The organism is Mesorhizobium sp. dw_380, assembly GCF_018588885.1.
GTDB lineage: Bacteria > Pseudomonadota > Alphaproteobacteria > Rhizobiales > Rhizobiaceae > Mesorhizobium.
The window spans coordinates 170,160-195,633 of the sequence record NZ_JAFFIW010000001.1; the positions used below are offsets into that span (position 1 = coordinate 170,160).

Annotated in this window: 21 protein-coding genes; 12 read left to right on the forward strand and 9 right to left on the reverse strand. The window is 63.1% G+C overall.

Going from position 1 to position 25,474, the window contains the following annotated elements; all coding sequences use genetic code 11:
- Positions 1-104 precede the first annotated feature (104 nt).
- A complete protein-coding gene (locus JT360_RS00840; protein ID WP_214469598.1) occupies positions 105-1,466 on the forward strand; it encodes an efflux RND transporter periplasmic adaptor subunit in 1,362 nt (453 codons plus the stop codon).
- Positions 1,463-4,546, forward strand: a complete 3,084-nt coding sequence (locus JT360_RS00845; protein WP_214469599.1) for an efflux RND transporter permease subunit — start codon at positions 1,463-1,465, stop codon at positions 4,544-4,546. Before JT360_RS00840 ends, JT360_RS00845 begins: the two co-directional genes overlap by 4 nt.
- A gap of 129 nt (positions 4,547-4,675) precedes the next feature.
- On the opposite strand, the gene JT360_RS00850 is transcribed toward JT360_RS00845, so the two are convergent.
- Positions 4,676-5,131 carry a L,D-transpeptidase gene (locus tag JT360_RS00850; RefSeq protein WP_214469600.1) on the reverse strand — a complete coding sequence of 152 codons (456 nt, stop codon included), beginning with the start codon at positions 5,129-5,131 and terminating at the stop codon, positions 4,676-4,678.
- A 338-nt stretch (positions 5,132-5,469) separates the two neighbouring features.
- Between JT360_RS00850 and JT360_RS00855 the strand changes: the two genes are divergently transcribed.
- Positions 5,470-5,802 carry a hypothetical protein gene (locus tag JT360_RS00855; RefSeq protein ID WP_214469601.1) on the forward strand — a complete coding sequence of 111 codons (333 nt, stop codon included), beginning with the start codon at positions 5,470-5,472 and terminating at the stop codon, positions 5,800-5,802.
- A gap of 54 nt (positions 5,803-5,856) precedes the next feature.
- Positions 5,857-6,024, forward strand: a complete 168-nt coding sequence (locus JT360_RS00860; protein WP_214469602.1) for a hypothetical protein — start codon at positions 5,857-5,859, stop codon at positions 6,022-6,024.
- 56 nt (positions 6,025-6,080) lie between these two features.
- Here JT360_RS00860 and JT360_RS00865 read toward each other — a convergent pair whose 3' ends face one another.
- Positions 6,081-6,782 (reverse strand): response regulator transcription factor, encoded by a 702-nt coding sequence (locus JT360_RS00865; RefSeq protein WP_214469603.1) that lies wholly within the window; start codon positions 6,780-6,782, stop codon positions 6,081-6,083.
- A 45-nt stretch (positions 6,783-6,827) separates the two neighbouring features.
- On the opposite strand from JT360_RS00865, the gene JT360_RS00870 reads away from it, so the two are divergent.
- Both JT360_RS00870 and JT360_RS00875 read left to right on the forward strand, forming a co-directional pair.
- Positions 6,828-7,601: a response regulator gene (locus JT360_RS00870; RefSeq protein WP_214469604.1), complete on the forward strand. Its 774-nt coding sequence runs from the start codon at positions 6,828-6,830 to the stop codon at positions 7,599-7,601.
- Positions 7,602-7,680: 79 nt separating this feature from the next.
- The gene (locus tag JT360_RS00875; protein WP_214469605.1) at positions 7,681-9,768 is read left to right on the forward strand and encodes an ATP-binding protein; all 2,088 of its coding nucleotides are present in this window, start codon (positions 7,681-7,683) and stop codon (positions 9,766-9,768) included.
- A 119-nt stretch (positions 9,769-9,887) separates the two neighbouring features.
- On the opposite strand, the gene JT360_RS00880 is transcribed toward JT360_RS00875, so the two are convergent.
- Positions 9,888-10,298: a hypothetical protein gene (locus tag JT360_RS00880; protein ID WP_214469606.1), complete on the reverse strand. Its 411-nt coding sequence runs from the start codon at positions 10,296-10,298 to the stop codon at positions 9,888-9,890.
- Positions 10,299-10,785: 487 nt separating this feature from the next.
- On the opposite strand from JT360_RS00880, the gene JT360_RS00885 reads away from it, so the two are divergent.
- On the forward strand, positions 10,786-11,988 hold the full coding sequence (locus JT360_RS00885; protein ID WP_214469607.1) for an aromatic ring-hydroxylating oxygenase subunit alpha: 1,203 nt from the start codon (positions 10,786-10,788) through the stop codon (positions 11,986-11,988).
- 232 nt (positions 11,989-12,220) lie between these two features.
- Here JT360_RS00885 and JT360_RS00890 read toward each other — a convergent pair whose 3' ends face one another.
- Positions 12,221-13,639, reverse strand: coding sequence for an aminotransferase (locus JT360_RS00890; protein WP_214469608.1), 1,419 nt, complete (start codon positions 13,637-13,639; stop codon positions 12,221-12,223).
- A 319-nt stretch (positions 13,640-13,958) separates the two neighbouring features.
- Between JT360_RS00890 and JT360_RS00895 the strand changes: the two genes are divergently transcribed.
- The 3 genes from JT360_RS00895 to JT360_RS00905 are packed head-to-tail and all read left to right on the forward strand — an operon-like array spanning position 13,959 to position 16,784.
- Positions 13,959-14,876, forward strand: a complete 918-nt coding sequence (locus JT360_RS00895; protein ID WP_214469609.1) for an ABC transporter permease — start codon at positions 13,959-13,961, stop codon at positions 14,874-14,876.
- On the forward strand, positions 14,873-15,694 hold the full coding sequence (locus JT360_RS00900; RefSeq protein ID WP_214469610.1) for an ABC transporter permease: 822 nt from the start codon (positions 14,873-14,875) through the stop codon (positions 15,692-15,694). The genes JT360_RS00895 and JT360_RS00900 overlap by 4 nt, the downstream gene beginning before the upstream one ends.
- A gap of 16 nt (positions 15,695-15,710) precedes the next feature.
- Positions 15,711-16,784 (forward strand): ABC transporter ATP-binding protein, encoded by a 1,074-nt coding sequence (locus JT360_RS00905; RefSeq protein ID WP_214469748.1) that lies wholly within the window; start codon positions 15,711-15,713, stop codon positions 16,782-16,784.
- On the opposite strand, the gene JT360_RS00910 is transcribed toward JT360_RS00905, so the two are convergent.
- From JT360_RS00910 to JT360_RS00930, 5 genes are all read right to left on the reverse strand, one after another.
- Positions 16,748-18,058, reverse strand: a complete 1,311-nt coding sequence (locus JT360_RS00910) for a flavin monoamine oxidase family protein (protein ID WP_214469611.1) — start codon at positions 18,056-18,058, stop codon at positions 16,748-16,750. The two genes, JT360_RS00905 and JT360_RS00910, sit on opposite strands and share 37 nt — an antisense overlap.
- On the reverse strand, positions 18,055-19,131 hold the full coding sequence (locus JT360_RS00915) for an extracellular solute-binding protein (RefSeq protein ID WP_214469612.1): 1,077 nt from the start codon (positions 19,129-19,131) through the stop codon (positions 18,055-18,057). Before JT360_RS00915 ends, JT360_RS00910 begins: the two co-directional genes overlap by 4 nt.
- 112 nt (positions 19,132-19,243) lie before the next feature.
- Positions 19,244-20,326: an ABC transporter substrate-binding protein gene (locus tag JT360_RS00920; protein ID WP_214469613.1), complete on the reverse strand. Its 1,083-nt coding sequence runs from the start codon at positions 20,324-20,326 to the stop codon at positions 19,244-19,246.
- 51 nt (positions 20,327-20,377) lie between these two features.
- A complete protein-coding gene (gene betI, locus JT360_RS00925) occupies positions 20,378-21,091 on the reverse strand; it encodes a transcriptional regulator BetI (protein WP_214469614.1) in 714 nt (237 codons plus the stop codon).
- 6 nt (positions 21,092-21,097) lie between these two features.
- Positions 21,098-21,898, reverse strand: a complete 801-nt coding sequence (locus JT360_RS00930; RefSeq protein ID WP_214469615.1) for a methyltransferase domain-containing protein — start codon at positions 21,896-21,898, stop codon at positions 21,098-21,100.
- Between the two features lie 277 nt (positions 21,899-22,175).
- Here JT360_RS00930 and JT360_RS00935 point away from each other — a divergent pair, with 277 nt between their 5' ends.
- Positions 22,176-23,795: a phytoene desaturase family protein gene (locus JT360_RS00935; RefSeq protein WP_214469616.1), complete on the forward strand. Its 1,620-nt coding sequence runs from the start codon at positions 22,176-22,178 to the stop codon at positions 23,793-23,795.
- Entirely contained in the window at positions 23,782-25,347 is a 1,566-nt protein-coding gene (locus JT360_RS00940) for a phytoene desaturase family protein (RefSeq protein WP_214469617.1), read from the forward strand. Before JT360_RS00935 ends, JT360_RS00940 begins: the two co-directional genes overlap by 14 nt.
- Positions 25,348-25,474 lie beyond the last annotated feature (127 nt).

The following is a 25,474-nucleotide window of genomic DNA, read 5'->3' on the forward strand; positions in this document are numbered from 1 at the left end:
GTCCAGACGGTACAGTAAGACCGCCACTATTTGAAATCGGGACCCACAGTCGATATGTGTCCCGATGTCCGAGCTTCGCGCCGGATTTCGACTGGGGGACTTCCTTGCTCAAGCGCGTACTTCGTATATCTATCGTTATTGTGGTTCTGGTCGTGCTCGTCATTGTGGTCGGCGGCATCGTCGGCTTCAATTTCCTGCGCGACAACGGTATCAAGCAGTATTTCGCCACTATGAAGCCGCCGGCGGCAACCGTGTCGACGACCATCGCCCAGCCGTCGAGCTGGACGCCGGGCGTCGAGGCGATCGGCACGGTCCGTGCTGTGCGCGGTGTCGACCTGACGGTCGAGACCACCGGCATCGTCAAGGACATCCTCTTCCACGCCAATCAGAAGGTGGCGGACAATGCGGTGCTGTTGCAGCTTGACGACGCTGTCGAGCGCGCCGATCTCGAAGCGCAGAAGGCGCAGGCCACATCCGACCAGGCAGCATTCACCCGCGCCATCGAGCTGCAGCGGCGCGGCGTCGGCACCGATGCGACACTGGATGCTGCACGGGCGGCCGCGAGCGCATCCGCGTCGCAGGTCACCAGGCTGCAGGCCGTGCTCGACCAGAAGCAGTTGACGGCGCCTTTCGCCGGCACGGCTGGCATTCCGAAGATCGACATCGGCCAATATCTGGCGCCCGGCACTGCCGTGGTGACACTGCAGGATCTTGACACGATGCGGGTCGATTTCTCGGTTCCCGAACAACAGCTCCCGCTGCTCAAGATCGGCCAGACGATACGGCTCGGCCTGGGCGGCGACGACAAGCCATTTGCCGGCGCCATCCGTGGCATCGACCCCAAGATCGACCCGTCCAGCCGGCTGGTGAACGTCCGGGCGGAAGTCGCCAATCCCGAGGGCAAGCTGACTCCTGGCCAGTTCGTGCAGGTGCGTGTCGAATTGCCCGAGGAGCAGAATGTGCTGGCGCTGCCGCAGACCGCGCTGACCACCAGCCTCTATGGCGATTACATATTCGTGGTGCAGCCGGCCAAACCCGCCAGTGCGGCCCCGGCGCAGCCAGCCAAGCCGGAAGAAAAGCCAGCCGCGGCGGCCACCGATAAATCGCCGGACACCAAATCGGCGGACGCCAAGTCGGCGGACGCGATGAAGCCGGCTGCTGACGCAGCCAAGCCGGCAGACACAGCCAAGCCAGCGGACAAGTCCGCTTCTGATGCCACCAAGCCAGCAGCAGCCGGCCCGGCCAAGCCGGCGGCGGAAGGCGACAAGCCCGCGCTGGTGTTGTCTCAGGTCTTCGTCAAGCCCGGCCGCCGCAATCAAGGCATGGTCGAAATCGTCGAAGGGCTGAAAGCCGGCGACGAGGTCGTTACGGCCGGCCAGAACCGCCTCTTCAACGGCATGTCCGTCATCGTCGACAACACCATCGACCCGACCAAATCGGCAAACAAGCAGGCCGACCAGCAATGAGTTTTTCCGATCTCTTCATTCGCCGGCCCGTCCTCTCCACAGTTCTCGGCTGCATGATCCTGCTGCTCGGTTTCCAGGGCATCTTCAACCTGTCGATCCGGCAGTATCCTAAGGTTGACGAGACCGCGATCACCATCACGACGGCCTATCCGGGTGCCAGCGCCGACCTGATCCAGGGCTTCATTTCGGCCCCGATCGCGCGCGCCGTCGCCTCGACCGAGAACATCGACTACGTCACCTCGTCCAGCCGTCCGTCCTCCAGCACCGTGACGGTGCAGATGAAGCTCGGTTCCAACCCCGACGTGGCGCTGACCGAAGTGCTGTCCAAGGTCCAGGGCGTGCGCGGCACCTTGCCGGACGCCTCCAAGGATCCGGTCATCGTCAAGGGCACCGGCCAGCAGTTCGCGATGATGTACATCTCGATGCAGAATCCGAACATGACGAAGGAGCAGCTGACGGAGTATATCGAGCGCGTCATCAGGCCCCGCATGTCGACGGTCGAAGGCGTCGCCGACGTGCAGATCTTTGGCGCCCAGGAATATTCGATGCGCGTCTGGATCGATCCGGTCAGGCTCGCCGCGCGGGGCGTGACGGCAGCGGAAGTGCTGACGGCGATCAACAACTCCAACTTCCTGTCGGCACCCGGCAACACCCAGAACGAGTATATCGTCTCGTCGATCACCGTGCGCTCGACATTGCAGACGCCGGAAGCCTTCGCCGCGTTGCCGCTGCGCTCGACCGACGGCAATGTGGTGCGCCTGCGCGACGTGGCGCGCGTCGCACTCGCCGCCGCGAACACCGACACCAGGGTCTCTTTCAACGGCAAGCCTGGCACCTTCCTCGCCATCTTCCCGACCCCAGCAGCCAATCCGCTGACCACCGCTGCAGCGCTCACAAAACTCGTGCCGCAGATCCAGGAGACGCTGCCAAAGGGCATGACGATCGAGGTCGTCTACGACGCCACCGGACAGATCAGCGCTTCGATTGAGGAAGTGTTCAAGACCATCGGCGAGGCGGTCGCCATCGTCGTCGTGGTCATCCTCCTGTTCCTTGGCTCTTTCCGTTCGGTGATGATGCCGATCATCACCATCCCGCTGTCGCTGATCGGCGTCTGTTTCCTGCTGTTTGCGGTGGGCTATTCGATCAACCTTCTGTCGCTGCTGGCCATGGTGCTGGCGATCGGCCTTGTCGTCGACGACGCCATCGTGGTGGTGGAGAACATCCACCGCCACATGGAAGAAGATCACATGTCGCCGATGCAGGCGGCCTTCAACGGCATGCGCGAAATCGCCAATGCCATCGTTGCCATGACCATCACGCTGGCCGCCGTGTTCGCGCCGCTGGCCTTCACCGGCGGCCTGACCGGCGCGCTGTTCCGTGAATTCGCGGTGACACTCGCCGGCTCGGTGGTGCTGTCGGGCGTCATCGCCATCACCATCACCCCGATGATGTCGGCGCGCCTTCTGAAGCCTGGCAATGCAGGCCGTTTCCAGCGCATCGTCGACGGCATCTTCTCGCGCGTCGAGCACGTTTATGAGCGTGCCGTTACCGGGTCGCTGAACTATCGCCCGCTGACGCTGATCATCGTGCTGGCGCTTGTCGGCGTGACCGGCTTCATGTTCACCAAGACCTCGACCGAGCTGGCGCCCGAAGAAGACCAGGGCTTCCTGCTCTCGCTCGTGACTGGGCCGCGCTATGCGACGTCCGATTACACCGAGACCTACGTCAACCAGATCCTGGGTCTGGTGAGGGACATTCCGGAGACACGGGCGCAATTCTCGGCGGTCGCCTTCGGCGGCACCACGAACACCGCCTTCGTCGGTTTTGCCTTCAAGGATTGGGCCGAGCGCAAGCGCGGTTCGAAGGAGCTGCAGGCTGACATTACGGCGCGTATCAACAAGGTCGCCGGCGTCCAGGCCTTTGTCTTCGCGCCGCCGACACTGCCGGGCTCGGGCGGTGGCTTGCCCATCTCGATGGTGGTGCGCTCGACCGGCGATTCCGCCGAAGTGTACGAGGCGGCCGAGCAGATCAAGAACAAGGCGCAGGCCTCCGGCCGCTTCATCGTCGTACAGAATTCGATGGCCTATGACGCGCCGCAGGTGACGGTGACCATCGACCGCGACCGCGCCGCCGCCCTCAACCTGCCGATCGCCGATATCGGCCGGACGCTGACGCTGCTGGTCGGCGGCGCCGAAGTGGCGCAGTTCGACCGCGACTCCAACAGTTATGACATCATCCCCCAGGTGCCGCAGGAATTCCGCGACAACCCCGAAAAGCTCGGCGAATACTTCGTGCGCAGCGTGACGGGCGAGATGGTGCCGCTGTCGGCCGTGGTGAAGATTTCGAACAATGCGTCGCCGGCGGCAATCGAGCAGTTCAACCAGCTGAACTCGTCGACGATCTCCGCGCTGCCGCTGCCGGGTGTCACCACGGGCGACGGGTTGAAGGTCCTCGAGGACATCGCCAGGGAGAGCCTGCCCGACACTTTCTTCATCGACTATTCCGGCCAGTCCCGGCAGGAGAAGGAACAGGGCAACACGATCCTGATCGCTTTCGCGGCGGCCGTCATCGTCATCTACCTGGTGCTGGCGGCGCAGTTTGAAAGCTTCCGCGACCCGCTGATCATCATGATGGCGGTGCCGCTGTCGATCTTCGGCGCCATCGTGCCGCTCAATCTGGGCCTCGGCACGCTCAACATCTACACGCAGGTCGGCCTCATCACGCTGATCGGCCTGATCACCAAGCACGGCATCCTGCTGGTCGAGTTCGCCAACCAGCAGCGCGAAATCCATGGCATGCGCCGGCATGACGCCATCATCGCCTCGGCCAAAGTGCGCCTCAGGCCGATCCTGATGACGACGGCGGCAATGGCGCTTGGCGTGGTGCCGCTGATCGTTTCCAGCGGTGCTGGTGCCGCGGCCCGCTATTCGATGGGCCTGGTCATCTTCACCGGCATCCTGGTCGGCACCATGTTCACGCTGTTCGTCGTGCCCATGTTCTACACCTTCATCGCCAGCAAGGACCTGCCGCATCTGGCGGAGAAGCCGGATCCGAAGCTGATGCCGGCGCTGCCGAGCTAGCAACACAAAAAGAGGCCGGAATTTCCCGGCCTCTTGTTTTGGCTGTGCTCGATACCGCCGGTTTGAACCGAAGCTTTCCGGCGGGAGTCCTGAACAGGCACGGCGATCCGCCGGCCCACCCACAGCCTGCTACTTGACGATGACGATGCTGGTGTTATCAGGCCCGAAGGTCTCGACGAGCTGGTAGAAATCGGCGGCATTGTCGGGATGCAGCCGCACGCAGCCATGCGAGGCCGGCTGGCCGAGACGCTTGATCGCATCGGTGGCGTGCACCGCGTAGCCACCGCTGAAGAACACCGCGTGCGGCATCGGCGCATCGTCGTACTTCTTCGAATACCACATCTCATGCATTCGCGTCGGCTTGAACGAGCCCGTCGGCGTCACATGTGCCCTGTCGCCGGTGGAGACCTTCCAGGCGAAGGTCGGCCGGCCATCGACCGAGACCTCCATGACCTGCTGTGAAAGCGAGACCCGCGCCACGATCTTGTTCGCGGCATGGGCGGCGTGGGCGCCGAACAGAAGCGCGGCGCCCGTGAACGCGGCGGCGGTGATGTTGATGAGCCTGGCGGCAATGGTGCTGTGCATGATGTCCCTCTCTCTGCCGGCCGGCCGGCTCCAATTCGATGAGCGGCTTATCGGCGCGACCTGTTTCGGATGTATTTCGCTAGATGCTCGTTTGTGTTTCGGATTTGTTTCCACTGATTAACAGGCCGGACAATCGGATTGACGGCGCTCACCGCCGCCAAACGTGTACAAGCCCAGCACATAGGTATTCGCGTGGAAACGAAAGTTCGAATTATCGTTATATGAAAGGTTGCGGCTCAATTTCGAAACCGAACTGCAACAAAGCGCGGCTTTCGGCGGCATGATCCGGATACGGGCCGGAAGCAAAGTTGACGCAACGAAAGCAGACGGCAACGACCATGGGAACGAAAACGAACACACGATCCTGGCTCTTCAGGATCAGCATCGCGGCGGCGGTCATCGGTGGTGTCGGCACGGTTGCCGGCGGCCTCGTGGCAAGGCTCGCGGCGATGAGTTCAAGCGAAATCTCGACCCTGCACGTCGCCCTGTTTTCCGCCACGGTCTGGATTGTTTCCAGCGTGCGCATCGCCCGGCTCAAGGCCCTCTGGCGGGTTGGCCTTCGGCTGCTGGCGTTGCGCGGCCCCTCCGGCAACTTGCTGCCGAGAGGACCGAAGGCCCGCGCCGCGACGGGGGGCTCCGTGGGCGGCGCGGGCACTTCGGGAGCGTCCTGAAGCGACCCGCACACATTCATTGTTGAAGAATTGGCATTTCTGGAGATTGGAACGATGAAAACGAAATTCGCGGCCTCGGTGCTTTCCGCACTTCTTTATGCGCAGGGCCTGCTTGGCTTTGCCGCGCTTGCCAGCGTGCTCCTCAAGGACCGTGCCCAGGCAAACGAACTCGTCATGAGCAACGACATGCCATCAGGTCCGTCGCTGCTGGTGGTACGCTGAATTTCGGGAGCATCGGCGAGTTGGAAAATCCGATGCTCAGCCAGAATGCGCTGCCGTCAATCGGCGAATTGCTGCGGCGGATCGAACCGGTAGCCGGCGCCACGTATGGTGGTGATGGTCTCGGTGTCGAGCTTGCGGCGCAGCCGCACGATGCGCGAATCGATCGAACGGTCGAACGCGTCGGCATTCTCGGCCGGCGCGGCGGCAATGATGTCGTCACGCGTCAGCACCTTGCGAGGGCTGGCCAGGAACAGCCTGAGCAGCGCCACCTGACCGGGCGAAAGCTGTTCCTCCGTGCCGGAGCGGTGCATGACGATTGCCGATCTCAAATCGACGGTCGCATTCTCCAGCACGATCAGTTCCTGTGTGCCCCTGCCGCGCCGCGAAAGCAGGCCACCGACACGGGCGGCGAGTTCCCTGACATTGAGCGGGCTTTCGATAACGTCGGCGGCGCCAAGTTCGAGCGCCAGCACCTTGTCGACGAGATCAGCCGGCCGGCAGATCAGGATGAAATCCGGCCCGCTTTCGCCGCCCCCGCTTTGGCCGCCATAACGCCTGAGCAGGTCGCGCCCTTCCGCCTGGCTGAGACTGTCGCCGACGACGACGACATCGACGCCCCTGCCCGCCAGCAGCGATTCCGCCTCCCAGGGCTGCCGCGCCTGGCGCACATCATGGCCACGCCGCTCAAGATGGTCGGCGAGTTCGGTCGCGACCACGTCGGCGACGGAAACAAGCGCAATGACGGCTCGTGCGGTCATGTTCTCCAACCGTTCCCTGGCAACTGGATATGAGTGCTGGACATCATGTTTATACCCAATCTACTTTCCACTGAAAGTGGGAGCGAGAACATCGTGCGGGCAAGAATTGTCATCGTCGAGGACGAGCCCGACCTGAGGGACGCGGTTGCCGAATATCTCGGCGCTGCCGGCTATGATGTGGTGCCAGCCGAAACCGCGGCCGCTGCGCGCAGCCTGATCGAGACGCAAGCGTTCCATCTGGCCATCCTCGACATCGCCATGCCGGGCGAGGACGGTCTGTCGCTCGGCCGCTGGCTGCGTTCGAGAATGCCGATCGGTATCATCTATGCGACCGCCGCCGGCACCGCGCTGGACCGCATCGTCGGGCTGGAACTCGGCGCCGACGACTATATCGTTAAACCATACGAACTGCGCGAAGTGCTGGCCAGGGTCCGCAGCGTGCTGCGCCGCGTTCCGCAGCTGACGGAGCTGCTGGACAGGAAAGCCAGGACGGACCGCCGTTCCGTCGTTTTCGGCCCCTTCCAGGCTGATCTCGACGGCAGACTGGTCACCGGAGCCAACGGCGTCGTGATCGATATGGCCAAGAGCGAATTCGACGTGCTGGAGGTTTTCCTGACCCGCGCCAACCGGCTTCTGACGCGCGCCGCGATCTCGGAAGCGATCGGCTTCACCGAGGATCCGGAATCGTCGCGTGCCGTCGATATCCGCATCATGCGCCTGAGGAAGAAGATCGAGGCCGACCCGGCCAACCCGAAATTCCTGCGCACGGTGCGCGGCGAAGGCTATATCTTCTCGCTGCCGACCGGTGACGGCAACTGAGCGCCAGGCCCCCAAGGCTTGAGGTTCGCAGCCGTTGCCAGTCGATCGGATTGGCATGACTTTGGAACGACGGCTGACAATGACGGGCAAAGCGGCAAGCGCGGATATGCAGGCCTTCAGGCAAGGCGCGGCCATGGCTGCCGTGCGCGTCGTTCGCCGGCTGCGCGAGGCCGGTGACTGGCAGCGCGAGATGGACGGCATACTGGAAACGCTCTGCCGTGCCATGGAGTGCCAGCGCGGCATCCTGTTCCGCTTGCGCGAACTGCCCGGCCAAGGTTTTGCCCAGTCGGTGGCCGCCTATTGGATAGACTCCGACTTCGGCGGTGAACTGGCGTCCCCGACCGTCATCGTCCAGTCGATCGTCAACTCGGACCCGCTGCTGGAGCGCGTGGCCGAGGACGAACGGCAGGGTAAGATCTTCGCAGGCCATACACGAAATCTCGAAGGCTTCCTGAGAGCCGATTTCGAAAAGCAGAGCATCAAGTCGTTCCTGTCGGTGTCGGTCTTCGCGCACGGCCATCTGTGGGGCACGCTGGCGGTCAATGACTGCGTCGACGAGCGCGAATGGACCGACGAGGAAGAGGCGACGCTGCACATCATCGCGCTCGCCATCGGCGACGCCATCGAACACTCGCCCTCCGACGCCCATGCCAGCGAAGTGATCCGCCGCACCATGCTGCAGGCCTCGCTCGACGCCATCGTCGTCATCGACGAGACCGGCTCGATCATCGAGTTCAATCCGGCCGCCGAGAAGATGTTCGGTTTCCAGCGCAGCGATATCCTCGGCAAGGACCTCCTCGACACCATTGTGCCGATCTATTACCGCAAGGGCTATGCATCGGGCGCCGAGTACATGTCGGGACGCGGCGCGCCGATGGTCGGCCAGCGGCTCGAAACGGTGACGCAGAACGCCGCCGGCGAAGTGTTTCCGATCGAACTGACGGCGACCGAGATGCGGGTCGCAGAACGCCGCCTGATCTTCGGCTCGATCCGCGATCTGCGCGACAAGCTGCGCGCCGAGGAAGAGATCAACCGGCAGCGCGAGAAGCTGCACCAGAACGAGAAGATGGCGGCGATGGGCTCGCTGCTTGCCGGCGTTTCGCACGAGCTCAACAACCCGCTGGCGGTGGTCGTCGCGCAATCGACGCTGCTGCATGAATTCGCGTCCGACCCGCAGACCAAGGTCCGCGCCGAGAAGGTGCGTGCCGCCGCCGAGCGCTGCGGCCGCATCGTCAAGAGCTTCCTGTCGATGGTCCGGCTTCATCCGGCCGCGCAAGCCGAGACCGACCTCAACCAGGTGATCCGCGCCGCGCTCGAGGTGACGGCCTATGGCGCACGCTCGAGCGGCATCATCATCGACACCGACTTCGCTGCCGGCCCGCTGCTGGCCATGGCGGACGCCGACCACGTGACGCAGGTGGCGGCCAATTTCCTCATCAACAGCCAGCACGCGCTGGCCGGCATTGCCGGCGACCGCTTGATCAAGGTCCGGACATTCCGCGGCGATCGCGGCAATCCGGGCTTTTCGGTCGAGGACAACGGGCCCGGCATTCCCGAAGCGATCCGCAACCGTATCTTCGAATCCTATTTCACCACCAAGCCGGTCGGCGTCGGCACCGGCATCGGTCTGTCGATCTCGAAATCGATCATCGAACGGCACAATGGCAATGTCTGGTTCGAGGAAGTGCTGCCCAGGGGCGCGCGTTTCGTCGTCCAGCTGCCGGCCATATCGGCGGGCCTCGCCGCTGCCGGCGAAACCCAGCCACGCTCGAGCGGCCTGCGCCATGCCCTGATCATAGACGACGAGCCTGACGTCGCCGGCTCGCTGTCCGACATTCTCGAATTGATGGGTATCAAGTCGCGGATCGCCCCTGTCTGGGAATCGAGCACCGAAACCTTGAGCGGCCACATGCCGCCGGACATCGTCTTTTCGGACCTGCGCATGCCCGGCATCAGCGGCATTGCCATCTACCGCGAGTTGCTGGCCGAAAGGCCCGAGCTGGCGCGTCGTTTCGTGCTGGTTACCGGCGACCTGATCGGCGCCAAGGCGGAGATCGAAGCCTTGCCGGCGCAGCAGCGGCCGCAGATCCTGGAAAAGCCGTTCAGCACGCTGGATGTGCGCAGCGTGCTTTCAACCATCGCCGAGCAGGCCGCGTTGAAAGGATAAAAAAGTGGCTCCCGGCCGACGACGCGGCGGGAGCCGAAGGGAGCGCTGGAGGAGCGCTCGGGGAGGTCACGGCATGATCCCGAGATGGGAACCGGTTTCGGGATCACGCTTCGACGAAATCAGAAAATGTTTGGCGTGTTGGTCAGCGGTGCGGCATTGGCGATCATGCGGATCGCACGGGCCTTGTGCATGCCGGACTGCTCGGCAATGGCGCGCAGGCAATCGACGTTCTCGGCGCCCCAGGCCTGTCCCTTGCAGGCGAAGTCGAGCGCCGGCATCGGCAGACGGGCGGTCTTGGTCGTCGTTGGCGCGCCGTCAACGATATTGGCCGGCGGCTTCAGCGAAGCGAAGGCCGGCCCGACCGTCGGCGTAAGCGCCATGCCGACGAAGGAGCAAGCAGCCAGCCCCATGAACATGGCCATCGGGTGGTCGCTGGCACGCTGGCGCAGCGCCAGTTTCGGGCGGCGGTCAGCGCGCTCTGGAGCTTGCAGGCGGCGCTCGGCGGCGATGGTTTCGACTTTCGCATGCATTGCCTTCCCCTTCGCTGAGTTTCTTTTGAAGATGAAGCGAACTTAACCGCGCTTTGTAACGGCGCGAACGTGGTGCAGGTCTGGCAATGTAACCAGATTGAAACGGCGTTTCGGGCAAAACCGGGCAGTACCGGTCATGAGGACTCGCCTTCGCAGCGCAAGCGAGCCCCGGCCGAACGCCGCAGAGGACCCCGCCCAAAGGCTCAGCGAACAGCAGATCAGACGCAGCACGGCAAGCGCTTTTGCCTTCCGGCAAGGCACCTTGATCCTCGGCCCGCACGCTTTGCAAAATCGCTGAGATGGCGCTTCGGAACCGGGGCTAACACTCGGATTCTTCGCGATTTTCCTGGCCGGCAGCAGCATCGGACTCGGCTTGGATCGGCGCAAGGACTCTGCGTGAAAACCAGCCGAATTTTCACAAGCCATTGCATTTCAATGAAAAATGTGATTTTATTGAATGACTATTCAATAAAAAGAAGAGACGTTTATGAACCCGCACCTCCGTGACGTGGCGATCCCCAATGATTGGGACCGGCGCGGACTACCGGGCTGGAGTTACCATTCCGATGCCCTTCTCGAGCTTGAGAAGGAGCATGTCTTCCGCAACCACTGGCAGATCGTCGGACATGTCTGCGACATACCCGATGCCGGTGACTATCTGACCATGGACGTGGTCGGTGAGCGCGCCCTGATCGTGCGCGGCAAGGACGGCGTGGTGCGCGGCTTCAACAACATGTGCCGCCACCGCGGCAGCCGCGTCGTCGCCGACAGCCAGGGCAATTGCAAGAATGCCCTGGTCTGCCCGTTCCATGGCTGGGTCTACAATCTCGACGGCACGCTGCGCGGTGCCGCGCGCCCGCGCTCTTTCCCCGATCTCGACAAGACCGAATTCGGCCTGATGCCGCTCGACCTCGAAGTGTGGATGGGCTTCATCTTCGTCCGCTTCCGCAATGGCGGGCCGCAGCCTTCGGTCGCCGAGCTGATGAAGCCGATCGAGCCGGAATTCTCGCATTACAATGCCGCCGACATGGTGCCGTCCTGGGGCATCTGGACCCAGAAGACCCCGGTCAACTGGAAGTCGGTGCGCGATGTCGACAATGAGGGCTATCACGTCGCCATGGCGCATCCTGCCTTGCAGGATCTTTATGGCGCCACCTATTTCGACGAGCCCTTCATCAACGGCGTTTCGCGCTCCTTTGCCACCTACAATCCCCATGCGGGCCGCCGCTGGAGCGTCAAGAACTACGTCAAGATCGCGCCCGAGCCGACGCATCTGCCAGACTATCTGAAGAAGGCCTGGGTCTATTACGGCATCTTCCCCAATGCGGTCATCTCGGTGATGCCGGAATCCGTGCAGTTCTATCAGGAGTTTCCGCTGTCGACGGGCGAGACCCTGCTGCGCGGCGCCATCTATCGCTACCGCGACGAAAGCCGCGAACAGGCCGCCGCCAGGTATCTCTCCTTCCGCATCGACCGCGACACCATGGCGGAAGACGTGCAACTGTCGGTGTGGTCGAACGAATCCATGCTGTCCGAGGCTTTCGAGGGTTTTTACCTTTCCGACCTCGAATATGGCGTGCGCACCCACCACGACCATTTGCGCAAGATGCTGCCTGTGCTGGGCCTGGAGACCGCGCCCGAGGAGAAGGACATGTGGAATTTGAACGACGCGCTCAGGTCGCGTTCGTAGTTGCGCGCACGTTGAGAATTGGCGAAACCGCCAATGAGAGCGCCCCTCTCCCCGTCACTATACGGGGAGGATGCCGGCAGGCAGGTGAGGGGCAGCACCGGCTTGCGGGTTATTGTTTTGACGGACGATAGGTTCCAGTTTGCGTCGGATGCGACCAATCACCAACGTTGGCGCTGCCCCTCATCCGCCTGCCGGCACCTTCTCCCCGTAGAACGAGGAGAAGGAAAAAACTTCATCCCCGCCACACGCCTTCTTTCCTCAGATCATCCATAGTCCGCGAAATACCCTCGCGCAAAATGCCGACCATGTCGTCGATCTGCTCTCGCGAAATGATCAGGGGCGGCGACATCACGCACATATTGATCAGCGGCCGCACCAAGAGGCCGAGTTCATGGCAATGGGCGTCGATGCGTTTTCCGACATCCTTGTCGAGTTGGAGCGGGTCCTTGCTTTCGCGGTCGGCGACGCATTCGACGCAACCCATCAGCCCGAGGCCCCGCACCTCGCCGACCAGCGGCAATTCTTCCAGCGTCTTCAACTGCGCCTGGAAATAGGGCGCGACCGCCTGCGTGTGGGCGAGCACGCTTTCTTCCAGCAGGTCGAGGTTTTTCAGCGCCACGGCGCAGCCGACCGGATGGCTGGTGTAGGTCAGCCCATGCCCGAACATCGCATCGGGATGGTTCGAGCGGCGCAGTTCTTCCAGCAGCCGTTCCGAGATGATGACGCCGCCGAGCGGGAAATAGCCCGAGGTGACGCCCTTGGCGAAGGTGATCATATCGGGATCGATGCCGAAGACCTCGCCCGAGGCGAAGACATGGCCAAGCCGGCCGAAGCCCGTCACCACCTCGTCGGAGACATAGAGGATGTCATTGTCGCGGCAGATCTCGCGAATGCGCTTGAGATAGCCGTCGGGCGGCACGACGACGCCACCGGAGGCCTGTACCGGCTCGCCGACGAAAGCGCCGATCTTGTCGGCGCCGACGCGGGCGACCGTGTCGCGGAACTGCTCGACCAGGAAATCGGTGAAGGCGGCAAGGCTCATGCCTTGCGGACTGCGGAACGGATCGGGTGAGGACAGCTTGATCACCAGTTCGTCGGCGCCATCCATCCAGTCGCGGTCGCGCGGGCGGCCGTTGAGCGAGGCTGACAGATAAGTCGAGCCGTGATAGGCGCCGCCGCGCGACAGGATCAGCTTCTTTTCCGGCCGGCCGCGCACATTGTTGTAGAACTGCATGAAGCGCAGCGCCGTCTCGACGGCCGAAGAGCCGCCCGTTGTGTAGAAGACATGGCCGAGATCGCCCGGCGCATGGCCGGCGATGCGCATGGCAAGTTCGGCCGACGGCGCGTTCATCGTGTACCAGGGCGTGTTGTAGGACAGCGCCATCGCCTGGTCGTACATCACCTTGGCCAGCTCCTCGCGGCGGTGACCGACATTGACGCACCACATGCCCGCAGGCCCATCGATCAGCCGCTTGCCGGTGTTGTCGGTGATGTAGATGCCGTCACCCTCACCGATCAGCGCGCGCGCCTCCGCACCGACGGAACCAGCGTAAGGCCAGGGCTGGATGAGATGGCGCTTGCCGAGTTCGACGGCATCGTCATCCCCAGGCGCTGCTCCTTCGGTCGCCCTCAGATCTCTTACCGCAGCCATCGTCGCCTCCAGGTCACTTGTCGATTTTTCTCGAGCATGAAATTCAGCTTCGACGCCGGAAAATCAGGCTTTCTTCGCTTCATTTTGAATGTCCGTTCAATCAATATTGCAGAAATAGCGCTTGATTTCAATTGGCGGATGCGCGCATGATGAAAGAAAGCCGGCAAGCTAGAGGCGCGATCAGCAAGAGTGGTCACCGGTTTTGCGTTCGATCGCGCTCCAAACAAAATTGGGAACAAACAGCCGGCGTCAGCACAATGGGATGCCGCATGGCGGAACAGTCCAGGCCAGCAACCGAGATCGCGCCCGGAGCCCTGCAATGACGGCGGCCGTGGAAGGGTCGCCCCCGTTGCGCATGACGCGGGCCAGACGAAATGCCCTTCTGCAATCCGAACCCGTCCAGGGCCTTGCCCTGATCAGCCCGACCTTTTTTTACGCGCTCATTCTTCTGGTCTTGCCGATCCTGGTGGTCATCGCCCACTCCTTCTGGACGCAGCACTACCTGACCATCGACCGCACCTTCACGCTGGAAAACTACCGCGTCGCGCTGACCGAACCGATCTACCGCGACCTGTTGTGGCGCTCGCTCTACATCTCGCTGACGGTCAGCCTGTTCACCGTCATCCTCGCCTACCCGATCGCCTACTTCATTTCCTTCCATGGCGGCCGCCACAAGAGCCTGTGGCTGTTCCTCATCACCATCCCGTTCTGGACCAGCTATCTCCTGCGCGTCATGTCATGGAAGGTCATCCTCGGCTATAACGGCGTCTTGAATTCCGGCCTGATGGGCCTCGGCATCATCGACGAGCCGTCGACAGCCCTGCTCTACAATACGAGCGCCGTCATCATCACGCTCACCCATGCCTGGGCGGCCTTCGCCATCCTGCCGATCTTCGTCTCTCTGGAAAAGGTCGACCGCACGCTGGTCGAAGCGGCCACCGACCTTGGCGATGGCCCCTTGCGCTCATTCCTGCGCGTGACCTTGCCGCTGTCGGCGCCTGGTGTCATCTCGGCGGCGCTGATCGTCATGATCCCGACCGTCGGCGACTACGTCACGCCAAAGCTCGTCGGCGGCAAGGACGGCGTCATGATCGCCAACGCCATCCAGGCGCAGTTCGGCAAGGCGGCCAACTGGCCATTGGGGGCCGCCCTTTCCGTCACCACCATGCTGATCGTCACCCTGATGGCCGGTGCCACGGTGCTGATCATACGCGCATTGCAGAGGCTGGCACGATGAGAGCGCGGCGTTTCCTGCCGGGCGGCTGGCTGTCCGCCTATGCGTTCCTCTATATCGTCTTCCTCTATCTGCCCGTCATCTTCCTGCCGATCTTCTCGATCAACACAGCTCCGACACCGAAGTTCCCGCTCGCCGGCTATACGCTCAAATGGTATGAGGACCTGCCCAACACGCCGGCCCTGCTCGATGCCGCCTGGAACAGCCTGGTCGTCGGCGTCTCGGCTTCGGTTCTCGCCACCGTGCTCGGCATCCTCGCCGCCCGCTCGATCACCCGCTACCGCTATCCCGGCCGCCGCACCATCAATGGCCTGATCATGGCGCCGCTGGTGCTGCCGGAGGTGATCGTCGCCATCTCCATGCTGCTGGTGATGCTGCAGCTGGGCCTCAGCCTGTCATTGTTCACCGTCGTGCTCGGCCACGTCCTGGTCTGCATCCCCTATTCGATGACGGTGCTGACCTCCGGCTTCGAGGGCTTCGACCGCAGCCTGGAGGAAGCCTCCGCCGATCTCGGCGAAAGCGCCTTCGGCACATTCCGCCGGGTGACGCTGCCGATGGTGGCGCCGGCCATCATCTCCAGCCTGCTGGTCTGCTTCACCATCTCGCTCGACGAGTTCATCATCGCCTTCTTCCTGACCGGCACCGAGGCGACGCTGCCCATCTACATCTGGGGCCAGCTGCGTTTCGCGTCGAAACTGCCCGGCGTGCTGGCGCTGGGCACGCTGCTTCTGGTTGCCTCATTCCTGTTGATGACCATTGCCGAAATCCTGCGTCGCCGTGCGGCCAGACGCACCCAGAACGAGGGAGGCCTCTATGCCTGAGCAGCTGCAGCGATCGATGATCGAGATCAAGAACGTCACCCGCAGCTATGGGGCGTTCAAGGCGCTGGACGATGCGTCCCTGACCATCAGGGAAGGCGAATTCTTTTCGCTGCTCGGCCCCTCCGGCTGCGGCAAGACCACGCTTTTGCGCATGATCGCCGGTTTCGACAATCCGACCAGCGGCTCGATCGCGGTCGGTGGCCAGCCGATGGAAGGCATCCCGGCCAACCGCCGGCCGACCAACATGGTGTTCCAGAGCTACGCGATCTTCCCGCATCTCAATGTCGAACAGAACGTCGCCTATGGCCTGAAGCGGCTGAAACTACAAGGCGGCGAGGAGAAGCGGCGCGTCGAGGAGGCGCTGGCGCAGGTCTCGCTGACCGGGCTTGGCAAGCGGCTCGCCACCGAGCTCTCCGGCGGCCAGCGCCAGCGCGTGGCGCTCGCCCGCGCGCTGGTGATGCGGCCCAAGGTGCTGCTGCTCGACGAACCGCTGTCGGCGCTCGACAAGAAATTGCGTGAGCAGATGCAGGTCGAGCTGCGCCGCCTGCAGCAGGCCGTCGGCATCACCTTCGTGCTGGTCACCCATGACCAGTACGAGGCGCTCGCCATGTCCGACCGCATTGCCGTGATGTTCGGCGGCAGGATCGCGCAGGTCGCCTCGCCCAAGGAAATCTACCAGCGGCCGGTCAACCGCCAGGTCGCCGACTTCCTCGGCGGGATGAACTTCGTCAAAGCCGAGATCGTCGAGGAGAACGGCGCCACGCTGGTCGTCGACACGCTGGGCTTCGGCCGCGTCAAGACCGACAAGCCGAAGGCATTCGTGCGCAATGGCGGCGGCGCGACGCTTGGCATCCGGCCGGAGCGCCTGCGCGTGCTGTGGGACAATGCGACGGCGAAATTCGAGGTCGCCGGCAAGGTGGTCGAACGCCACTATTTCGGCGAGATCACCCATCTGATCGTCGAGATACCGGGGCTGGAAAAGCCGCTGTCGGTCACTGAAACCAACGATTTCGGCGCCGACGACATTCCGGTCGGCACCTCGGTCCGCCTTGCCTACGATCCCGAGGCCCTGGTGGCGATGGCGGACTGAAACTCGTCGATAATCTTTTGTGCCGCGATGCGCCCGGCCACGATCGCGCCTTCGACATAGCCCGGAAAGGACGGCGACAGCTCCGACGAAGCGAAATGGACTGGCGGCGCGCCCGCAAGAATCGTGCGCTCGGCATCCCTTACCGTCACGTCGACAATGAGGTCGCTGTAGGCACCGCCGCTCCAGCGGTCATATGCCCAGTCTCGCGAACTGAAATCGATGACATCGCCGGCATCCGGACCGAAGGCTGCCTCCAACCGGGCGATCACTGCCGCACGCAGTTCCGCCTCGCCGAGGTCATGCCAGCGCAGTGCCAGCGGTCCGCCCACGAATACGACGAGCGCGGCCTGCTCGGCGTCCCTGCTGGCGTCGCAGGCAAACAATCCTGGCAGGTCGCGCCACATCACCATGCCGCTCAAATCCCGCTCGCGCCAGAACGGCCTGGCATAGCGCACCAGGATCTTGATCACCGCGCCGCTTTCCCACACGCCAAGCGCCTCCCCGAGACGCGGCGGCAAGAGGGGCGTGAAATCGAGCTTCGCGGCAGTTGCCGGCGGCAAGGCGACCAGCACTTGCTGCGCTTCGATCACGCCATTGCCCGTGGCGATACGAACCCCCTGCGGCCCATGCTCGATGCGCGTGACCGGTTCGTTCACCCGCACCCGGTCGCCGAGACCGCCAGAGAGATCCTCGGCCAGCGACTGCATCGTCTCGCGCAGAGAATACTGCAGCTCAGGCACCTCATTGGTGATGCGCCGGTCATTGTCGATCAGGTGCCAGAGCGGCACCTTGTCCATAGCCAGGCACCACAGGCCTTCGATCATCGACCGGAAAGCCGTCTTGGCATCGGTGGAATCATGCTGGCCTTCGAGCCAGGCCGCGACTGTCATGCCGGCTATCGAGGGGTCGTCCGGCTCGATTCCGTTCATGCGCTCGCGGATCGCCATGGCGCCATGATAGGTCCGCTTGGCGTCCTTGGCCGACATCGACGGATAGGCGATGAAATCGCCCTCGACATAGGTTTCGACAAACGCCTTGCCGCGCGCCCTCGCCAGCGCCATCACCTCCGGCATGTCCTCGCAGAGGAATTGACCGCCGCTGTCGATACGCTCGCCAAGACTGTTGCGAACAGCTTCGACCCGCCCGCCGACACGGTCGCGTGCTTCGAGCAGCGCGAAGCCGATGCCGGCCTTCTTCAGTTCAATCGCTGCCGACAGGCCGGTGAAGCCGGCACCGACGATGACGACGTCGGTTCTTTTCGGTTCGTTCGTCAATAGCCGGCCTTGATCTTCTCGAACTCGTCGACCATGCGCTTCTTCATCTCGGGCGCGACAGGCTGCTGGAACAGCGTCTTGTCGAGAAACTTGTCGAGATTGTCGAAGCCGCGGTCGGTGAGCACCTCGTGGTCGATGGCAGCCATGCCGGCGCCGTTGCCGTGGCCATAACCGAAGGTCTTGACCAGATAGTCCGAAACAGCGGGAGCGTTGACCGCGTTCAGGAAGTCATAGGCTTCATCAAGCTTGACCGGCGCATCCTTCATCAGCACATAGCCGCACACCCAGGTTGAAATGCCCTCCTTGGTATCGCGGTTCATGGCGATCGGCAGGCCCTGACCCTTCAGTGTCACAAAGGTCTCGTTCCAGCCCCAGACGAGATCGACCTCATTGCCGATGAAGGCCTGGTTGAGGTCGGTGTCATCGGTCCAGTAGAAGCGGATGTTCTTGTGCACCTCGCGCAGGAAAGCGGAGGCCTCCTTGAACTGGGCATCGGTCATCTTAGTCCAGTCCTTGAGGCCGATGACCAGGCTCGCCAGCGCGTAGGCGTCGTCGACATTGTCGCCGATGGTGACGCGGCCCTTGTATTTTGGATCGGCGAAAATCCTCAGCGACTGCGCCTCATCCGCCGTCACTTTGTCGGTGCGGTAGAGCAGCGATGTGTTGCCCCAGTCGAACGGCATGAACCAGGCCTTGCCGTCGGCGGTGACGGCGAGATCCTTCATCGCCATGATGCCGGGATTGAGGTCCTTCCAGCCTGATATCCTGGAGGTATCGAGCGGCTGCAGCACGCCGGCCTCGCGCCACTTCACCACGCTTTGCGAGCAGGGATGCGCGATGTCGGCCTTGAAGCCCGCCCGCATCTTCTCGAAGGCTTCGTCCTCGTCGCCGAAGAAAGCAAAGGTCGGCTCGGCGCCATATTTGGCGGCGTAGGCGGGATGCAGCAGCGGATCTTCGTAACCGGACCAGTCGAACACCACGAGGTCGCCGCCGCCTGCCGCCCAGGCATAGACCGCGCCGGCGCCGATCATGCAGGCGGCGGCGAGGGCAAGGCGGCGCAGCATCGGCATCATGGCAAAACTCCCCCATCGCGAAAAAGCTGCTGCGAGGTTAGGAGAAATCATCTGCCTTGGCGAGGCCCGTCCGCTCGCCATAGCTGTGGCGGAACGGGCAATCGTGACGGGATCAGTAACCTGCTTTGATCTTCTCGAATTCGGCGATCATCTTCAGCTTGAGGTCGGACGGCAGCGGTGACTGGAACAGCGTCTTGTCGACGAATTTCTGCACGTCGTCATAGCCTTTCTCCTTCAGGATCGCCTGATCGACACCGGCCATGCCCTTCGCGTTGGCCTGGCCATAGCCCCAGTCCTTGACCAGGACCTTGGCGGTCTCCGGATCGTTGACGGCGTTCAGATAGTCATAGGCCTTGTCGATGTTGCCGGGCGCGTCCTTGAACAGCACATAGCCGCAGACCCAGGTCGAGATGCCCTCATTGGTGTCCTTTATGGACTCGATCGGCACGCCGGCGGCGACCGACTGAACGGTGGCATCATTCCAGGCCCAGGCGAGGTCGACTTCGCCACCGCTCAACAGCTGGACGATGTCGGTGGTGTCGGTCCAGTAGGAGCGCACGTTCTTGTGCACCTGGCGCAGGAAGTCGGAAGCCTGCTTGAACTGGTCATCCGTCATCTTGGTCCAATCCTTCAGGCCAATGGCAAGGCTTGCCAGCGCATAGGCGTCGTCGACATTGTCGCCGATGGAGACGCGGCCCTTGAACTTCGGGTCAGCGAACGCCTTCAGCGACTGCACATCCTTGGCATCGATCTTGGAGGAGTTGTAGGTGAGCTGCGTGTTGCCCCAGTCCCAAGGCATGAACCACGCCTTGCCGTCATCGGTCGTGGCGAGATTTTTCATCGCCATGATACCGGGATTGAGGTCTTTCCAGCCGGCAATCTTCGAGGTGTCGAGCGGCTGCAGGAGGCCAGCCTCGCGCCATTTCACCACACTCTGCGAGCAGGGATGGCCGAGATCGGCCTTGAAGCCGGAACGCACCTTCTCGAACGCTTCGTCCTCGTCGCCGAAGAAGGCGAAGGTCGGCGAATCGCCGTTCTTCTCGACATACTTCGGGTGGAAGCTGGGGTCTTCGTAACCGGACCAATCGAACACGATCAGGTCCTTGTCTGCAGCGATCGCCAGCGCCGCGGCCGAAGCCGCCAGCGCACCAGTCAGCACGAGGGTCAATGTCAGGCGTCTTGTCAGTGTCTTCATCGCTGTTCCATCCTCTGTGGTGTTCTGGTCTTCTTATGGTTTCGTCTTTTCTTATGACCTCGTTGGGCCGTCGGCCTGTGCCGGGTAGTGTCTGGGGAACGCCGCCGACAGGAATTCATTAGCCGCCTGCAAGGCCGACTCGCGGGTTGTGTCCTCGGTGCCCATCATCAACCGCAGCCACAAACCTTCCAGCATGGCGCTGAGCGCCAGCGCCATGACCTGCGCCTCATAGGCATAGCCGCCGCTCTCCTTCAGCGCCGCGCAAAGGTCGATGAAGATGTTCTGATAAACGGCATCACGCGCGCTGCTCAGCGCCTGGTAGGTTGGCCGCGACTTGGCCTCGCCCCAGAAGGCGCACCATGCGGCAAGCTTGCGCTTGTTGCAGATCGAGCGGTCGAAATCGGCCGCGACCAGGGCCTGGAGCTGACGGGCGGGATCATCTCCTGCCCTCTGCAACGCATTGCGCCAATGTACCGAGTACTCGTCATACATGTGCTGCAGCGTCGCGATAAGCAGCTTTTCCTTGCTCTCGAAATGGAAATTGACGATGCCGCGCGACAGGCCGGCGCCGTCGGCGACATCGGCCATCGTCGTCTCCGAATAGCCGCGCTTGGCGAGCGAATCGATCGTCGCCTCGATGAGCTGGAGCTGCCTGACCTCCTTCGAGGCCTTGCGCCCGCGCTTCTCGGATTCGGCCTTTCGTGCTGTTTCAAGGAGCGCGTCCCTGGCGTCTGCCGTCTTCATGCGTGTGATGGTCTCCAGCATCGCCGGCTATCCCTTTGCATCCGGCTTCCACCCGCGAAGATGAGTGGGACGGTGCTCACCACTGTCAAGCACCTTCTGCATGGCTTCCCAGGTCCGGATATTCTTGTCGACATAGGCGGCGCCGACGATGGCCGCGACCGGCGCATAGAGCGGCCCTTTCAGCCTTCGCAACTCGCCGCGCGCGACCTCGCGATACCACGGGTTGCGGTCCCTGACGGTGACATCGGCGAAGCCGGCGCCACGCATCGCCTGGGCATAGCGCGCCGGCGAGGCCATGGCGAAGGACAGCCCCTCGGCGGCGACATAGGCCTTCATCTCGGGCGACGGCTCGCCATCATGCGAGATCATCCAGTTGGAGGCGGCAAAGACGCCGCCCGGCTTCAGCACGCGGAAGATTTCGGCGAACAGCGCGCCCTTGTCGGACACATGCAGCAGCGCGTCCTTGGAAAAGACGACATCAAAGGAGCGGTCGGCGAAAGGCAGCGGTCCCGGCGGCGCCTGGATGAAGCTGGCGCGATCCGCGAGCCCGCGCCCGGCAGCTCGCCGTCTGGCCGCCTCGATCACCGGCTGTTCGACATCGAAGCCGGTGGCGTGGGCGGCGCCATGGCGCTCGATCAGATGCAGCGCGATGCCGCCAGAGCCGCAGCCAATGTCGAGGATCGTCTTGCCCTCGAGGGAAAGCCCCTCAACCACCCGGTCGACCTCTTCAGGCCCACCCGGCGACAGGTAGCCCTCACCCCACAGCGCTTCGAGGAAGCGGATGGCGGTGTCGTCATACTCCGGCTCGACATTTGCCGTTTCGATCATCAGCCCTCGATCCCCAATCGATGAATGCTAGTTCGAACGCCGGCAAAGGCTAGCGCATGCGTGCGAAAACGCAACATCATTTGTTGAACATTCATTCAGAATGGCTGGACAAAATAGCTGATGCCATGCCAAATTCGGTGCATTCGGGAACAGATCACGCAAAAATGAAGAGCGGGTCGCACAGAGCAATTCCAGGAAAAGTGTGAGCGGTTTTCCCGGGAAAACCGCGCAGCGCTTTCCCTTGGGAATTGCGTAGAAACAAAAAGACTGGGCCACAATGAAAGCTTGGGATGCGATCATCATCGGCGGCGGACACAACGGCCTGGTCAACGCCTGTTATCTGCAGCGCGCCGGGCTCGACGTGCTGGTGGTCGAGAAGAACGACTGGGTCGGCGGTGCCGCCACCAGCCGCGAGCTGACGCCGGGCTTCCTCTACTCCAACTGCTCCTATGTCTGCTCGCTGTTCCGGCCGGAGATCATGCGCGATCTCGAACTGCCGCGCTTCGGCCTGCAGGTCATCTCCTATGAGGGCGGCGCGGTGTTCACCCGCGACGGCGATTATCTCGCCAACTGCCGTGACCACGACGCGCACCGGCGCGAATTCGCCCGCTTCTCCAGACGCGACGCCGAAGCCTATGACCGCTACGCCCGTGACGTGACGCGGCAATGCCGTTTCATCCAGCCGCTGTTGATGCGCACCGCACCGGATCCGACCAGCCTCAAGCCGCGCGACCTCGGCGAGCTGCTCTATCTCGGCAAGAAGTTCGCCGGCCTGTCGGCTGAGGAAATGGCGCTGACGCTGCGCTTCTGGACGATGTCGATCTCGGAATTCCTCGACGAATATTTCGAGACTGATGTGATCAAGGCGAACTTCGCTTTGTCCGGTATCATCGGCACCGCGCTCGGGCCGATGTCGCCCGGCACCGCTTACGTGCTGCTGCACCACTATATGGGCGAGGTCGACGGCTCGGTCGGCGCCTGGGGCTATGCGCGCGGCGGCATGGGCGCCGTCACCAAGGCGCTGGCCGCATCGTTTAAGGCCTCGGGCGGCACCATCCGCACCGGCGCCGAAGTCGATCATGTGCTTGTCCAGCGCGGCAAGGCCAAAGGCGTGGTGCTGGCCGGCGGCGAGGAAATTTACGGCAAGCTCGTCGTCTCCAACGCCGACGTGAAGCGCACCTTCCTCAAGCTGGTCGAGGAAAAGGAGCTGCCCGACATCTTCCTGCGCCGGGTGAAGAACTTCAAGATCCGCGGCTCGTCCGGCAAGGTCAACATCGCGCTCGATTCGCGGCCCGAATTCCCGGCGCTGCCGAAGGACTCGCCGGTCTATCGCGGCGACATGCATCTCACCGATTCGATGGAGCGCATGGAGCGCGCCTATGACGACTGGAAGGCCGGGCGTTGGTCGGCCGATCCCTTCCTCGACATGGTGATCCCGACGACGCTCGACCCGACCATGGCGTCGCCGGGCAAGCACTTCATGAGCTGCTTCGTGCAATACGCGCCGCCAAAAGTGAACGGCCGCGAATGGACCGACGCCGACCGCGATGGTTTCGCCGAAAGCGTGATTGCACAGATCGCGGAGTATTCGCCGGGCTTCCGCGACCGCATCGTCCACATGGAGGTGCGCACACCGCGCGAGATCGAGGCGGAAGTCGGCCTTACCGAAGGCAACATTTTTCAAGGCGAACTGACCTTCGATCAGCTTTTGTTCAACCGCCCGGTGCCGGGTTACGCGCAATACCGCTCACCGGTTGGCGGCCTTTATATGTGCGGTTCCTCGACCCATCCAGGCGGCGGCGTCATGGGGGCGCCCGGCCGCAACGCCGCCGTCAAGATCCTGCGCGATCTCGCGAAATCCACCTCGCATATGAGCCCCGCCCATGACGTCATTTGATGCAATCGTCATTGGCTGCGGCCACAACGGCCTTGTCACTGCTGCGACGCTGGCGACAGCCGGCCGCAAGGTGCTGGTGCTGGAGGCCGGAAAAGAAGTCGGCGGCGCCGCGCGCACCGAAGAATTCGCCCCCGGCTTTCGCGGCTCGTCCGTCGCCCATCTGCTGAACCGCCTGCATCCCGACGTGGTAAAGACGCTGGAGCTGGAGAAGCACGGGCTGAAAATCGCGCGTGCCGACTTCATACCGTCGGTAGCGCTGTCGAAGAACGGCCCGCCGCTGGTCCTGCATGGCGCCTATGGCGAGGTGTTGACCGGCGCCAGTTCGTCCGAACAGTCCGCCTGGAGGGACTTGCGCGCGCAGCTGCTGCGCTATGCCGGCATATTGAAACCATTCCTCTCCCGACGTCCGCCCGATCTCGACGGCATGTCGCTGCTCGAGACCGCTTCGCTTGGCCAGACCGCACTGGCGCTGAGAAAACTCGGCAAGGAAGATATGCGCGACTTCCTGCGCGTGCTCTTGATGAATGTCGCCGACCTGCTCGACGAGCAGCTTGAAGATATCAGGCTGAAGGGCCTGCTTGCCTTCGACGCGACGCTTGGCTGCCATCTCGGCCCGCGCTCACCGACATCGCTGCTTGGCCTCTACTATCGGCTGGCAGGCGAGACTGGCGGAGCGGCCGGCGCGCAGATGCTGCCGCAAGGCGGCATGGGTGCGGTCGTCGCCGCCATCCGAGCCTCGGCGGAAAGGGCTGGCGTCGTCATTCGCATATCGGCTCCGGTGGCAAAAATCGTCGTCGAGAAAGGCCGGGCTGTCGGCGTCACGCTCGACAATGGCGAGGAGCTGCGCGCGAGCACAATCGTCTCCGCCATCAATCCGGCAACCACCTTCCTCGATCTCGTCGGACCGCGCGAGATCGACACCGGCTTCGTGCGCAAGGTGAAAAACATTCGCATGAGGGGCGACGCGGCCAAGCTCAATCTGGCGCTCGACCGGCCGCCCCAATTCACCGGCGTCGATGCCGCCGGTCACAACGGCCGGCTGGTCATCGCCCCCTCGCCCGACCATGTCGAGCGCGCCTTCAACCCATCCAAATATGGCGAATTCTCGCAGGAGCCGGTGATGGAGATCACGCTGCCCAGCCTTGCCGACCCGTCGCTCGCGCCTGGTGGGGCCTGTGTGCTGTCGACGGTGGTGCAATACGCGCCGTACGCGCTGAAAGAAGGCTGGGTTGCCGGCAAGCCGAAATTCCTCAAGGCGATCATGGCGCAGCTCGAGGCTTACGCGCCCAGCATCGGCAAGAGCATCGTCCATGCCGAGCTTCTGACACCGGCCGACATCGAGACGCGTTACCGAATGCCGGGTGGCCACTGGCACCACGGCGAATTGCAGGCCGACCAGATGCTGATGTCGCGCCCCGTCTCCAGCTGGTCTGGCTACGATACCCCGATCGAAGGACTGTTCCTGGCCGGCGCCGGCTCGCACCCGGGCGGCGGCGTATCCGGCGCCCCTGGCCTCAACGCAGCATGGCGCATCATCGCGATGGGGAGATAGGCATGATTTTTCTGTTCGCGAAAGCCGCGCTCTGCGGCGCCCCCCTCTGTCCTGCCGGACATCTCCCCCACAGGTGGGGAGATTGGCAGCTTCGGCGCCCTCGCTCATTCCTGGAACATTGCTGGTT